11 protein-coding genes are annotated in these 14,378 nt (G+C 63.0%); 9 read left to right on the top strand and 2 right to left on the bottom strand.

All coding sequences use genetic code 11. The features are described from left to right. Positions 1–134: 134 nt before the first annotated feature. Both AC1DX6_RS08745 and AC1DX6_RS08740 read right to left on the bottom strand, forming a co-directional pair. Positions 135–833 (bottom strand): GntR family transcriptional regulator, encoded by a 699-nt coding sequence (locus tag AC1DX6_RS08745; RefSeq protein WP_477312337.1) that lies wholly within the window; start codon positions 831–833, stop codon positions 135–137. A gap of 169 nt (positions 834–1,002) precedes the next feature. Further along, positions 1,003–2,649: an acetolactate synthase large subunit gene (locus tag AC1DX6_RS08740; RefSeq protein ID WP_477312336.1), complete on the bottom strand. Its 1,647-nt coding sequence runs from the start codon at positions 2,647–2,649 to the stop codon at positions 1,003–1,005. A gap of 283 nt (positions 2,650–2,932) precedes the next feature. Between AC1DX6_RS08740 and AC1DX6_RS08735 the strand changes: the two genes are divergently transcribed. From AC1DX6_RS08735 to AC1DX6_RS08695, 9 genes are all read left to right on the top strand, one after another. Beyond that, complete coding sequence (locus AC1DX6_RS08735) at positions 2,933–4,456, top strand: FGGY-family carbohydrate kinase (protein ID WP_477312335.1); 1,524 nt, start codon at positions 2,933–2,935, stop codon at positions 4,454–4,456. Continuing rightward, entirely contained in the window at positions 4,453–5,229 is a 777-nt protein-coding gene (locus tag AC1DX6_RS08730) for a DeoR/GlpR family DNA-binding transcription regulator (RefSeq protein WP_477275274.1), read from the top strand. The genes AC1DX6_RS08735 and AC1DX6_RS08730 overlap by 4 nt, the downstream gene beginning before the upstream one ends. Further along, positions 5,226–6,938, top strand: a complete 1,713-nt coding sequence (locus tag AC1DX6_RS08725) for a glycerol-3-phosphate dehydrogenase/oxidase (RefSeq protein ID WP_477312334.1) — start codon at positions 5,226–5,228, stop codon at positions 6,936–6,938. Before AC1DX6_RS08730 ends, AC1DX6_RS08725 begins: the two co-directional genes overlap by 4 nt. A 381-nt stretch (positions 6,939–7,319) precedes the next feature. Further along, on the top strand, positions 7,320–8,342 hold the full coding sequence (locus AC1DX6_RS08720) for a sugar-binding transcriptional regulator (protein WP_477312333.1): 1,023 nt from the start codon (positions 7,320–7,322) through the stop codon (positions 8,340–8,342). A 33-nt stretch (positions 8,343–8,375) separates the two neighbouring features. After that, complete coding sequence (locus AC1DX6_RS08715; RefSeq protein WP_477312332.1) at positions 8,376–9,032, top strand: DUF2291 family protein; 657 nt, start codon at positions 8,376–8,378, stop codon at positions 9,030–9,032. Continuing rightward, positions 9,029–10,567, top strand: coding sequence for a sugar ABC transporter ATP-binding protein (locus AC1DX6_RS08710; RefSeq protein ID WP_477312331.1), 1,539 nt, complete (start codon positions 9,029–9,031; stop codon positions 10,565–10,567). Before AC1DX6_RS08715 ends, AC1DX6_RS08710 begins: the two co-directional genes overlap by 4 nt. Positions 10,568–10,593: 26 nt before the next feature. After that, positions 10,594–11,691, top strand: coding sequence for an ABC transporter permease (locus AC1DX6_RS08705; RefSeq protein WP_477312330.1), 1,098 nt, complete (start codon positions 10,594–10,596; stop codon positions 11,689–11,691). A gap of 73 nt (positions 11,692–11,764) precedes the next feature. Then, positions 11,765–12,706, top strand: coding sequence for a D-ribose ABC transporter substrate-binding protein (locus AC1DX6_RS08700; RefSeq protein WP_454576318.1), 942 nt, complete (start codon positions 11,765–11,767; stop codon positions 12,704–12,706). Positions 12,707–12,814: 108 nt separating this feature from the next. Continuing rightward, on the top strand, positions 12,815–14,374 hold the full coding sequence (locus tag AC1DX6_RS08695; RefSeq protein WP_477312329.1) for an FGGY family carbohydrate kinase: 1,560 nt from the start codon (positions 12,815–12,817) through the stop codon (positions 14,372–14,374). Positions 14,375–14,378: the final 4 nt, after the last annotated feature.

Below are 14,378 nucleotides of genomic sequence, written 5' to 3'. Positions count from 1 at the left end.
CCAGGTGCATTTCCTTTATTTTTTCAATTCACTAGCCGGGATGTCGGGAGGCATTTCAAAACCAATTGTGCGATCTGCGATCGCAACATAGCGACAATGTATGAGAAAGCCAAGCTGCCTTTGAGGACGGGTCATCAGTTTCGCGTTTCCGGAAACTTGACCTGCCGCAAGATATGCGCGGCACCCTCGTCGATATCGCGCATGATGGCGGCGCGCGCCCGCTTGCCATCCTGGGCCTCGATCGCCGCAACCGCTTCCTCGTGATAGTCGATGTCGAGAATGGAGGCGAGGTCGTCCTCGAAACCCATGGCCAGGTTCCTGAGAAACGGGCCGATCTGCATCCACACCGTCTCGATCAGAAAGATCATCTGTTCGTTGCCGCAATGGCGATAGATCGAGAACTTGAAATCGTGGTTCTTGCGCAGATAGTCGTCGATATCTCCCTTGCGGGCGGCCAGGGTCAGTTCGCTACCATGGCGGCGGATCGCCCGCAGATTGTTGCCATTGATGAGCCTTGTCGCAAGCTCGGTCGCCGAGCCTTCGAGAAGCGTTCGCACGGCGGTCAGCTGCGAAAAGCGTTCGGCCGAGATGATCGGCACCTCGACGCTGCCATTTGGCATCGGGCTCAATGCGCGCAGTGCTTGCAGCCGCATGAAGGCGCTGCGCACCGGCATGTCGCTGGTGCCCAGTTCCTTGGCCAGCTTGCGCGAGGTCAGTTTCTGGCCGGGCACGAACTGACCCGACATCAAGGCCCGGACGAGTTCCAGATAGACTTTCTCATGCAGGGGAACGGTGTCGACGGCGGTCAACCCGATTTGTGTTTTGTCAGCCATCGGCCACGCGCTGCTTCTTTGTTCTGAAATCTACACAGCTGGCGACATCCGCCGCCAGGTATCTTGCCCCGCCGAACGCGGCGTGAAGGCCGAAGTCAGCAATTTTCGAGCCCATGATAGGCGCGGCAAGCGCAGCGCCGCAAGCCGCGTCAGGATGCCTGTCGAGACATCAAATCTCTGGCGCTGCCGGTAGTCGCTGGCTCAATTCATCGACGAGAACACGCTTGTTTTCCGAGTAGTCGATGGGGACAACGACGAGATGGACGCCGCCGCCGGCGAACGCCTGCTCCAGAGAGGATCGGAGTTCGCCGATGGCGCTCACCCTGGTTCCCTTGGCGCCGTAGGCCTCGGCGTACCTGACGAAGTCGGGATTGCCGAATGTCATGCCGAAATCGGGAAACTCGTCGACCGCCTGCTTCCAGCGGATCATGCCAAAGGCGTTGTCCTCGATGAGCAGGACGACCAGGTTGAGCTTGAGCCTGACGGCGGTTTCCAGCTCCTGGCTGTTCATCATGAAGCCGCCGTCGCCGCAGACGGCCATGACGCGGCGTCCGGGATAGAGCATGGCGGCCGTCATCGCCGACGGCAGCCCGGCGCCCATGGTCGCCAGCGCGTTGTCGAGCAGCAGCGTGTTGGCGACCCGGGTGCGGTAATTGCGCGCGAACCAGATTTTGTACATGCCGTTGTCGAGCGCCAGAATGCCGTCCGCCGGCATGACCGCGCGCACGTCATGGACCAGGCGTTGCGGCGTGAAGCGGTCTTCGGTGGCGCGCGCGGCAATCCGGTTCAAGATGCCTTCGCGCAATGGCAACAAGGCTTGTGCGTTGGGGATGTTGCCTTCGACGCGCTGCGCGAGCAGGCTGAGCGAGGGGCCAATGTCGCCGATGACCTCGGTCTGCGGAAAATAGACCTGCTCGACATTGGCCGGCTGATAGCCGACATGGATCACCTTCGGCCCGTTGGCGCCCATGATGAAGGGCGGCTTCTCGATCGTATCGTGGCCGATGGTGATGATGAGGTCGGCTCGTTCGATCGCGTCATGAACATAGTCGCGTTCTGAGAGCGCCGCCGTGCCCATATAGAGCTCGGTTCCACCCGGCACGGTGCCTTTGCCCATCTGCGTGGTGAAATAGGGGATCTGAGTTCGCAGCACGAACTGGGCGAGGTCCGACGTCGACCTTGGTCGGGACGCCGCTGCACCCAGCATGATGAGCGGACGTTGCGCCTGCATGATCATCCGTGCGGCGCGATCAAGCGCAACCGGGCTCGCCAGGGGCAGTTCGACCGGGTGCGGGGGAACCAGGACCGCCTGTTCGCATTGCTCGGCCGCAATGTCTTCGGGCAGCTCAAGATGGACAGGCCCGGGACGCTCCTCCTCGGCCACGCGGAAGGCTTCGCGTACCAGGGACGGGATCATCTTCGGCGAGACGATCTGGCGCGAAAGCTTGGTCAGCGGCTTCATTGCCGCAACGATGTCGACAATCTGGAAGCGGGCCTGCCGTGACGACAGAATTCCCTTCTGCCCGGTGATCATGATCATCGGCATCGCCCCGAGCAGTGCATAGGCGGCGCCGGTCGAGAGGTTCAACGCGCCAGGGCCGAGCGTGGTGATGCAAACGCCGGGTCTGCCGGTGAGCCTGCCATAGGTCGCCGCCATGAATGCCGCAGCCTGCTCATGGCGGGTCAGGATGAGCTGGATCGACGATTTACGAATGGATTCGACGACGTCGAGGTTTTCTTCGCCCGGAATTCCGAAGATGCGATCGACGCCCTCATTCTCGAGGGCGGCAATGAGCAGGTCAGAACCCTTGTACACGAAGCAACTCCTGGAATGAACGGATCGGGTGAGACATTTTACTGGCGATAGAAATACAACTGAATCAGTAGGTTGTCGGTCAACTCGCTTTCCGGTCGTTCAACCTCACTGAGACGCCGAGACTGTTTTGAACATCAATTGACGTTAAATTAACATCGCGATATGGTTCATTTGGCCGGTATGGTGCCGATTCCATTCTTGTACCCCGTCGCTCATTGGTTGTCGTCAAATCCATGCGAAGCCGCTGCATCGAAAAATTCATGACGCCGGGAGGGCGCTGATCATGCCCTGCCTGCTCGGGATCGACAACGGCCTCACCGTCACCAAGGCGGTGATCTTCGATGCCGATGGCACGCAACTGTCGGTGGCTCGGCGGCGGGTGCCGCAATCGATGCCGAAGGCGCGCTGGGTGGAGCGCGACATGGCTGGTCTGTGGCAAGCGACCGCCGAGGCCATCCGCGAGGCGATTGCATTGTGCGGCCGGCCGCCCAGCGACATCAAGGCGGTGGCGGCGACTGCGCATGGCGACGGGGTCTATCTGCTCGACAAGGACCGCCGGCCACTGGGACCCGGGATCCTGTCGCTCGACAGCCGTGCGGGCGAGATTGTCGACAAATGGTCTCAAGGTTCGGTTTTCGACGAAGCGCTGGCGCTGACCGGCCAGGCGCCGCATGTGTCGGCGCCCTCGGCGCTGCTGGCCTGGATCCGGCAGAATGATCCCGACCGCTATGGGCGCATCGCTCATGTGCTGGCCTGCAAGGATTGGCTGCGCTTTTGCCTGACCGGCACGATCGGCACCGACCGGACGGAGGCCAGCACGTCATTCACGGATTTCCGCACGCAAGCCTTCGCGCCGGAAGCGATGCGCATCTTCGGCCTGGACAATCTTTTCGAGGCGCTGCCGCCAGTGGCGCATTCGGCCGACATCGTTGGACAGGTGACCGCCGAGGCCGCCGACATGACCGGCCTGTCCGAGGGCACGCCTGTCGCCTGCGGCCTGCATGACGTGACCGCATCCGCACTTGGCATGGGCGGCCATGAGGAGGGCACGCTCGCCATCGTCGCCGGCACCTATTCCATCAACGAAGTCGTTTCGTCGAAGCCGCGCGTCGACCGGCGCTGGTTCTGCCGCAACGCCATCGACGCCGGCCGCTGGAACAACATGGCGATCTCGCCGGCCTCGACCGCCAACTACGACTGGTTCCTCGACACGTTCTGCCGCGCGGAACAGGACAGGACGGATGGCGGCTCCATCCACGAATTGCTGGCAGCAGAAATCGACGCTGCGCTGAGAAAACCGTCGACCATCCTGTTTCATCCCTATCTGTTCGGCTCTCCCTATGGCGATGCCGCCAGCGGCAGCTTTGTCGGCCTGCATGGCTGGCACAATCGCGGCGATATGCTGAAGGCGGTTCTGGAAGGCATCGTCTTCAATCACCGCACCCATGTCGAAGCCCTGCGTGACGGCTTTGCTGTCAGAGAGATCCGTCTGACCGGCGGCAGTTCGCGCAACCCGGTCTTCGTGCAGATGTTTGCCGACGTGCTGAACGCCCCGGTCACTGTCACCTCGACGGATGAGACCGCCGCCCTGGGTGCCGCGCTTTGCGCGGGTGCCGCGGTCGGCTTGTTCAAGACGCCGCAAGAGGGGGCAAGGCAGGTCGGCATGACGGCGCGGACATATCAGCCCGCGCCCGCCTCCAGCGCTGTGTTCAATGAGCGGTTTTCGCTCTACGGCCGCATCGCCGAGCAGATGAAGGCGCATTGGCCGGAGATCGAAAGGCTGGCGCGGCCAGGAGGGAACGCATGATCAAGGCCGACGAACGACGCGAAGAGATCGCCGACTATGTGATCAAGCTCGGCCAGGTGCGCATCGACGATCTGGTCGAGCATTTCGGCGTGTCGCGCATGACCATCCACCGGCACATCGACCGACTGGCGCAGCAGGGCGTGCTGCGCAAGCTGCATGGTGCGGTGACGGTTCAGCCGTCCGGTCTCTACGAAAGCGCCTTCCGCTACCGTGTGACGGTCAACAGGGCCGAGAAGGATGCGCTGGCGCGGGCAGCGCTGGACTATGTCGAAGCCGGCCAGGTGGTGATGCTCGACGATTCATCGACGGCAAACGCGGTCGCGACGCTGCTGCTCGACGTCAAGCCGCTGACGGTCGTCACCAACAGCGTGTCGACGGCGGCGCTGATGATCAATGTCGACGACATCGATTTCATCTGTCTCGGCGGCCAGTATCACGGCACCTACAACGCCTATATCGGCATCGTCTGCGAGAACGCCGTGGCGCAGCTGCGCGCCAATGTACTGATCTGTTCGGCTTCGGCGATCACCGGAACCACGGCTTTCATCCAGGATCCGAATGTCGTGCGGGTGAAGCAGGCGATGATGGCCGCATCGGTCAAGCGCATCCTTTTGGTCGACCACGCGAAGTTCGACCGGATCGCGCTGCATGTCTTCGACGATCTGACCAGTTTCGACGCCGTGCTGGTAACCGAGGGCCTGGGCGACGCGCAGGCGCAGAGCCTCGAGCGGGCCGGCGTGAAGCTGCGCATCGTCAAGACGAAGGCGCCATGAGCCCAACCGACGGAGCAGGCACGGACAACGCCGCCGGGCGTGTCGCTACCATGGCTGCGACCGGCGAGGTCGACGTCGTCATTCTTGGCGCCGGCATCAACGGGGCAGGCCTGTTTCGCGACCTGTGCGCGCAAGGCGTCAGCTGCCTGATCGTCGACAAGGGCGATTTCGGCTCGGGCACCAGTGCCGCGCCGTCGCGGCTCATTCATGGCGGTCTCAAATATCTCGAAACCGGCGAGTTCGGGCTGGTGGCGCAGTCGACGCTCGAACGCAATCTGCTTCTGCAAAACGCGCCGCACTATGTCACTCCGCTGCCGACCGTCATCCCGATCTTCTCGTGGAGCAAGGGCATGCTGGCGGCGTTGCGAACGCTGTTCGGCTCGACCAGCGCGCCGCGCAGCCGCGGCGCCATCCTGATCAAGATCGGCCTGATGATCTATGATTTCTACGGTTCACGAAATCAGGTCATGCCGCGCCACAGCATGATCGGGCGCCGGCAGGCGCTTGGCGAGATGCCGGCGCTCAACCCGGCGATCGTCGCCACCGGCACCTATTACGACGCCAAGATAAGCCACCCGGAACGGCTGGTGCTGGAACTGATCCTCGACGGGCTGCAGGCAAACACAGCGTCCGCCAGCGCGAACTATACGGCGCTCGAGACTTCAACCGATGGCGTGCTCACCTTCCAGCGGGAAAATGGCAGTGCCTTTTCGGTGCGGCCGAAGCTGGTGGTCAACGCGGCCGGTCCATGGATCGATGACGTCAATGCGTTGCTTGGCGCGCCATCGAAGATGATCGGCGGCACCAAGGGCTCGCACATCCTGCTGAAGCACGACGAGCTGGTCAAAAGCCTGGCCGGGCGCATGCTCTATTTCGAGGCCGATGACGGCCGCATCTGCCTCGTCTACGACTATCTCGGCCTGGCGCTGGTCGGCTCGACCGACATCAAGGCCGACAATCCGGACGCGGTGCGCTGCGAACCGGAAGAAGTCGAGTATCTGCTCGACAGCGTGCGCACGCTTTTGCCAGGCATGGCGTTCGAGCGCGACCAGATCGTCTATGCCTATAGCGGCATCCGACCCTTGCCGACGTCCGAGGTATCGACGCCCGGACTGATCAGTCGCGATCATTCGGCGCCGGTCGCCGAGCCGGACGCCAACAGGCCGTTTGCGGTCATTTCGCTGGTCGGCGGCAAGTGGACGACGTTTCGCGGCTTTGCCGAGGAAGTCACTGATACCGTTCTCGGCCGCCTGCAGCGCAGCCGCAAGGTGTCGACGCAGTCGATGCCGATCGGCGGCGGCAGGGATTTTCCGGCCAATGCCGCGTCGCGCGCAGACTGGCTGGCTGAGGCAGTGCAGGCAACGGGCGCCGGGGAGGGGCGCCTCGACCAATTGCTGTCGCGCTACGGGACCACAGCAATGCGGATTGCCAAGTGGGCGCCGAATGATGAGGGGCGCCTGCCGGACTCCGACGGCTACGGCAAGGCGGAAATCGACTACATCGCGCGCAACGAATTCGTCGAGCATCTGGCCGATATCGTTATGCGCCGCAGCACCTTGGCGATAGGCGGTTCGCTGACAAGTCGCGATTTACAGGAGATTGCGTCGATCGCCGGGCGCGCGTTGCAGTGGAACGCTAAGCGCCTTGCGTGGGAAGTCGAAGCCGCTGCTGTCGAGCTCGAGGGCAGGAACCTGATGCGGCTGGGCTGATCGCGCCATCGCCGCGCCGATAACTTTTCCTGAGGCAACCCGATCGGTTTGCCCTGTTGCGCCGTGTGCGCCAAACTTCCCATCTCACAGCAAGATTGGGATTTTTCTGCCCCCCGATAGATTTAAGCAAAAACATATGGTTAGCGACAATTTCGGCTACCGCTGCCGACATTTTTTCGCTGTCATTGGCACGAGATAACACAGATTGACGTTAATTTAACATCACCGTATGATCGCCTCATATGCTGACCTCCTAATAGGCCTGCGTTGGCTGCCGATCCATCGGCTGAGGGCACCATCCGCGGAGGGATTGACAGCGATGCAAAGGTATGAAAATTTTTGCACAGAATGATAATAATATCATCTCGGGGAGGAGATGGCTTGAAATCCGGTGGAGCCGCGAACCGCGACCATGAGTCCAGCCTCGCCACGCGTGCGGCCTGGCTTCACTATGCCGGCGGTCTGACGCAGGCCCAGGTGGCCAAGCGGCTTGGCCTGACCAGCCTTAAGGCGCACCGGTTGATCACCAAGGCCAACCTGGAAGGTTTGGTCAGGGTCTTCATCGACGGCGACGTCGCCGAATGCGTCGATCTGGAACAGCGCCTGACCGCCGCCTATGGGCTCGACTATTGCGAGGTGGTCCCCGATCTCGATCAGGACGAGCTGCCGCTGAAGGGTTTGGGCATTGCCGGCGCCCAGTTCCTGAAGCGCGAAATCGATCGCGGCGAAGACATGCTGATCGGCGTCGGCCATGGCCGCACGCTTGCGGCCAGCGTCGAGTATCTGACGCGCACCACTGCTGCCCATATCCGTTTCGTCTCGCTGCTCGGCGGCGTGACGCGCAAATTCGCTGCCAACCCGCACGACGTCATGCATCGCCTGGCCGAACGGACCGGTGCTCAGGCCTTTGTCATGCCGGTGCCTTTTGTCGCCAACACGGCCGAGGACCGCGAGGTGCTGCTTGGCCAGCGCGGCATCAGCGATGTGTTCGCTCTCGCCGGTCGGTCCGACCTGATGTTCGTCGGAATAGGCACGGCCGAGCGAGAAGCCTCGCTGGTCGCAACGGGCATGATCGAACCGTCCGAAATCGACGAGGTCAAGCGTGACGGCGGCGTCGGTGAATTGCTGGCGCATTTCTTCGACGACAAGGGGCGGCCGGTCGAAACGGCGCTGTCAGAGAGAATACTGGCGCTTCCCCGCGACCAGTTGAAGGGCCGCAGGATCGTCGCCGTCGCCGGCGGCAAGGTGAAGGTGCGGGCCATCAAGTCAGTGCTCGAAAGCCGGTATCTGAGCGGCCTGATCACCGACGAATGCACGGCCCGCGCGCTGGTAGAGCAAAGCCGGCTCGACGATGCAGCCGGTGCCACGAAGCGCCGCGCGAACGGAGGATCGACGAATGCGTGACAACGGAAAATCCGCATCGCTGGTGGTTGTATCATGAGCGTGAAGGCTGCCTCCGCACCCGCCCGGCAGGCCTCGCCCGGTCTGCGCCGCGCACTTGCTGGCGCCGCGGTTCTGGTTCTGCTCGGCGCCATGGCGCTCGACACCAAGGTGGTGACGATCGGCTCCGCCGGCGACGTTCGCAACGCTGTCTTTTCCGCCGCCGACTATGGCAAATCGGAATTCCCCAAAGTGCAGACCGATGTCGAGGCGCGTGCCGCCGACGCCGCGACGGTGGCGGCGGCGATCGCCAAGGACAGGGCGACCGCCGAAAAGGAATATGGCGTGCCGGCGGGTGTCGGACCGGTCATCTCGGTCAAGTTCACCGGCGTCGTCGGCGAGGGAAAGTCGGGCATCTACAAGGTCGCCGTCGACGGTTTGCCGGATACGTTGACCGTCCGTGTGCAGACAGGGCCGGCGATCAACGGAACCGAGCTCCGCGACGCCACCGGCAAGATCACCTTCGGTCAGTTCACCAACCAGATCGAGTATCAGGACGCCGGCTCGGCGCTGAACAACGAGATGAAGACGGAGGTGCTGGCGAAAGTCGATACCAGCGCCTTGACCGGCAAGACCATAGCGGTGGTCGGCGCCTTCAAGCTGGTCAATCCGAAGAGCTGGCTGGTCACGCCGGTGAGGCTGGAGGTCAAATGAATTCGGCTTCCGGCACAGAGCCCGCCAATGGCGACGCCGTGCTTTCGGCGCGCAATGTCGTCATGTCGTATGGCGGCGTACACGCGCTCAAAGGCGTGAACTTCGACATCCATCGCGGCAAGGTCACCACCCTGTTCGGGGAGAATGGCGCCGGCAAGTCGACGCTGATGAAGATCCTGTCCGGCGTGGTGACACCGACATCCGGCGACATCGTGCTCGACGGCAATCTCGTCAGCTTTTCCTCGTCTTCGGATGCGCGCGATCGCGGCATTTCGATCATCCACCAGGAACTCAGCCTGGCGCCGAACCTCAGCGTTCGCGACAACATCTTCATGGGTCGCGAACTGCGCACCAGAACCGGCCTCGACTTCGCCGAGGAGTCGCGCCAGGCGCGGGCGCTGATGGCCGACCTCGAAGAAGACATCGACCCGATGACCCTGGTCGAGGATTTGCGCCTGGGGCAGCAGCAGATCGTCGAGATCGCACGCGCGCTGTCGGTCGATTCCCGTATCCTGATCATGGACGAACCGACCTCCGCGCTCAGCGCGACGGAGGTGGAGGTGCTGTTCAAGGTGATCCGCGACCTGACCAGCCGCGGCGTCTCCATCGTCTACATATCGCATCACCTCGAAGAGGCGCTGCAGATCACCGACTATGCCGTCGTGCTGCGCGACGGGGCGATCACGGCGACGGCCGAGGCCAAGGACATCGATCTCGAATGGATCGTCCGCAACATGGTGGGCGAGAATTTCGACCTCGGCTCACCGCCGACCGGCCATGCGTTCGGCGCGGTGGCGTTGTCGATCGAGAATGTCAGCGTCACCGACGCTTCCGGTTCAGGCTATGTCGTCGATCATCTGTCGCTGGACGTCAAAGCAGGCGAGATCGTCTGCATCTATGGGTTGATGGGTGCGGGACGCACGGAATTGCTGGAGGCCGTCGCCGGACGCGTGCCGATGGCGGGCGGACGGGCGCTGCTGGAAGGCCAGGACGTCTCGGGGCTGACCATTGCCCAGCGCATCGCCAGAGGCCTTGTGCTGGTGCCCGAGGATCGGCAGCGCGACGGTCTGGTCCAGACCATGACCGTCGGCCGCAATCTGTCGCTTGCCAGCATCGAGGCATTCGCCAAGGGCCTGTTCCTCTCCCGGCCGAGGGAACGCGCACTGATCGACGAGTCGATCCGCAAGGTGACCATCAAGACCGCAGGCGGCAACGCCATGATCGGATCGCTGTCGGGCGGCAATCAGCAGAAGGTCGTCATCGGCAAGATGCTGACGACAAATCCCAAGGTCATCCTTCTCGATGAGCCGAGCCGCGGCATCGATGTCGGCGCCAAGGCCGAGGTCTTCCGTCTGCTCAGCGAGCGCGCCGCGCAAGGCCTGGCGGTCGTCTTCTCGACCTCGGAAGTCAACGAGTGCCTCAGCATCGCGCACCGCATCGTCGTCATGCGGCGCGGCAAGATTTCAGCCGAATTCGGCGCGAACGCCACCAAAGAGCAGATCATGGCCGCCTCCGGCGAAGCCGTGGTCGCCTGATCACCAGGATTTTCGGAGCCCCGATCATGACCGATGTCAGCCAGGCCAGCAAACAGTCCAGCCCCAGCGCGGGTGGCGAGGGCTTCGACGTGGCCAAGCTGCTGCTCGAGGGCCGGGCCTTCTTTGCCCTGATCGTCATCATCGTCGTCTTCTCGATCCTGTCGCCCTACTACCTCTCGGTGGCGAATTTCCTGACCATGGCCTCGCATGTCGCCATTTTCGGGATTCTCGCCGTCGGCATGCTGCTGGTCATCCTCAATGGCGGCATCGACCTGTCGGTCGGATCGACACTCGGCCTTGCCGGCGTCGTCGCCGGTTTTCTGATGCAAGGCGTGACGCTGACCTGGCTGGGCGTCGTTCTCTATCCGCCGGTCTGGGTGGTGGCGGTGCTGGCCTGCATGCTGGGTGCTGCCGTCGGGCTGATCAACGGCGTGCTCATCGCGCGGTTCAAGGTTCCGGCCTTCGTCGCCACGCTCGGCGTCATGTACATGGCGCGCGGCCTAGCGCTGCTGATGACCAGCGGCCTGACCTACAACAATCTCGGCGGCAAGCCGGAGCTGGGCAACACCGGCTTCGACGCGCTTGGCTTCAACCGCCTGTTCGGCGTGCCGACCGGCGTCGTGGTGCTGGCTGTCATCGCGCTGATCGGCAGCATCGTCCTGAGCCGCACCGCCTTCGGCCGCTGGCTCTACGCCTCTGGCGGCAACGAGCGCGCCGCCGAACTCTCCGGCGTTCCGGTCAAGACCGTGCAGATTTCCGTCTATGTGCTTTCGGGCATCTGTGCCGCCATTGCCGGCCTGATCCTGTCGTCGCAGCTGACCTCGGCCGGGCCGACCGCGGGCACCACCTACGAACTGACGGCGATCGCCGCCGTCGTCATTGGCGGCGCGGCGCTGACCGGCGGGCGCGGCAACATCCGCGGCACCTTGCTCGGGGCTTTCGTCATCGGCTTCCTGTCCGACGGTCTGGTGATCATCGGCATCTCATCCTACTGGCAGACAGTGTTCACCGGCGCCGTCATCGTGCTCGCCGTGCTCCTCAATGCCGTTCAGTATCGCCGCCGTAGCAAGCTTCCGGCTTCGACGGGCGGCCAACCAACTTCTCAGAAACGGGGGAAGGCCTAACCGGCCAATCCTGCCCAAGGGAAGACTGCCAGGTGACTGGAGCAACACCGCGTAAATCATTGGAGGAATGTACATGAAAATCGTGCTTAGAAGTTTGCTTGCCGCCGCGATGGTGGTTGGGTTTAGCGCAGCCGCATCGGCCGCGGGCCTGATCTCGATCATCGTCAACGATCCGGCCAACCCGTACTGGCTGACCGAAGGCAACGTCGCCAAGGCCGAGGCCGAAAAGCTTGGCTATACGGCCAATGTCGCTGCCCACAAGGGCGACACCAACACGGAAAGCAATCTGATCGACACCGCCATCACCAACAAGTCGGTGGCGATCATCCTCGACCCGGCCAATGCCGATGGTTCGGTCGGCGCGGTGAAGAAAGCGATTGCCGCCAACATCCCGGTTTTCCTCGTCAATGCCGAGATCAACCAGGAAGGCCTCGCCAAGGGTCAGCTCGTTTCCAACAACGCGCAGGGCGCGGCTCTCGGTGCCCAGCAGTGGGTGCAGGCGGTCGGTGAAAAGGGCAAGTATGTCGAACTGCTCGGCGCCCCGTCGGACAACAACGCCGCCACGCGCTCGAACGGCTACGCGACCGTGCTGAGCCAGTACCCGGATCTCGAAAAGGCAGCTTCGCAGGTCGCCGACTGGGATCGTACCAAGGGCCACGACAAGATGCAGAGCATGCTGCAGGCCAATCCCGACATCATCGCCGTGATCAGCGGCAATGACGAAATGGCGCTCGGTGCGGTTGCCGCGCTGAAGGAAGCCGGCAAGCTGGCTGGCATCAAGGTCGGCGGCTTCGATGGGTCTCCGGATGCGGTTGCGGCCATCAAGTCCGGCGAACTGCAGTACACCGTGCTTCAGCCAGTGGCCATCTTCTCGGCGAAGGCCGTGCAGCAGGCCGACTCGTTCATCAAGTCTGGCGCCACCGGTGCCACCAGCGAGAAGCAGCTGTTCGATTGCCTGCTCATCACCAAGGACAATGTGGACAAGTACACCGCACCCTTCGTGCTGTCGGAGTAAGACCTGCACAGGGGGTGTCCTTGCGGACACTCCCTGCCTCTTCTACGGCTTCCCTACAACAAAGACTGCTACTTTGAATTGCCTTCATAACCATCCGGAACTTGCCGCATGAAAGACCTGCTGATCGGGATCGACGCGGGAACATCCGTGATCAAATCGGTCGCTTTCGATCTTTCGGGGCGGCAGCTTGCCATGGCGTCGGTGACCAACAGCTTCGTCACGCTGGAAGGCGGCGGCGCCGAGCAGGACCTGGATCAGACCTGGCGCGACATGGTGCAGACCGTTCGCGAGTTGGCGACGAAAATTCCCGACTTGGCGCGGCGAACCGCAGCGGTCGCGATCACCGGGCAGGGCGACGGCACCTGGCTGATCGATGGTCAAGGTATGCCGGTCGGGCGCGCCTGGCTCTGGCTCGATGCTCGCGCAGGACATCTGGTGGACGAGATGCGCGGCGATACCCGGGATCGCACGCGGTTCGAGATCACCGGCACTGGGCTAAACGCCTGCCAGCAAGGGGCTCAGCTGAGCTGGCTGAAGAAGAACAGCCCGGAAATCCTGGAGCGGGCGGCCACTGCCTTTCATTGCAAGGACTGGCTCTATTTCAGAATGACCGGCGAGCGTGCCACCGATCCCTCGGAAGGCACATTCACTTTCGGCGATTTTCGCTCGCGCAGCTATTCCGACGAGGTGCTCGACATTCTCGATCTGACGACGCATCGGCGCCTGTTGCCGCCCATGCTCGAGGGCACGACCGACCATCATACGCTTTCGCCTCCGGCAGCCGGAGAGACCGGCCTGCTTGAGGGCACGCCGGTGGTGCTGGGTTATGTGGACATGGTCAGCACCGCGCTTGGCGCCGGTCTCTATGATCCGAGCGGCAATGTCGGCTGCACGGTCATCGGTTCCACCGGCATTCACACGCGCCTGGCGCGCACCCCTGACGATGTCGTCCTCAACGACAACGCATCCGGCTACACCATCGCCATGCCGGTTCCCGGCGCCTATGCGCAACTGCAATCCAACATGGCGGCGACGCTCAACATCGACTGGCTGCTTGGCCTGGCGCGCGACGTGCTGACCGCCAGCGGCGCAAAACCTTCGCGCGACGAGCTGCTGAAGGCGCTCGATGCCTGGGTGGAAGGATCGGAGCCGGGGTCGCTGGTCTACCAACCTTATATCTCGCTCGCCGGCGAACGCGGACCGTTCGTCGATCCAGACGCACGCGCCGGCTTCATCGGCCTTTCGGTCAAGCACGGCTTTGGCGATCTGGCGCGCGCGGTCCTCGAAGGATTGGCCTTCGCGGCCCGCGATTGCTACGAGGCGATGGGCAGCATGCCGAGCGAGATCCGCCTGTCGGGCGGTGCGGCGCGCAGTCCGTCGCTGCGCCGCATCATTGCTGCTACGACCCGCGCGCAAGTCAGAACCAGCAGCCGCCAGGAGGCAGGTGCTGCGGGTGCCGCGATGATGGCCGCGGTTGGGCTCGGCATCTATCACTCCATGGATGAGTGTTGCGCCGAATGGGTGACGCCGCTTCTGGGCGAATGCGATGCCTATGACGAGGCGCTTTCCCACACCTACGATGCGCTGTTTCCATCCTTCGTCGCGGCGCGCCAGGCGCTGCGGCCGGTATGGAAAGGTATGGCGCACCGCACAGGAGCAAAGTCTTGAGCGA

The sequence above is a fragment of the Mesorhizobium sp. P2_C4 genome, from assembly GCF_056404575.1.
This window is presented reverse-complemented; position numbering and strand designations above follow the sequence as displayed.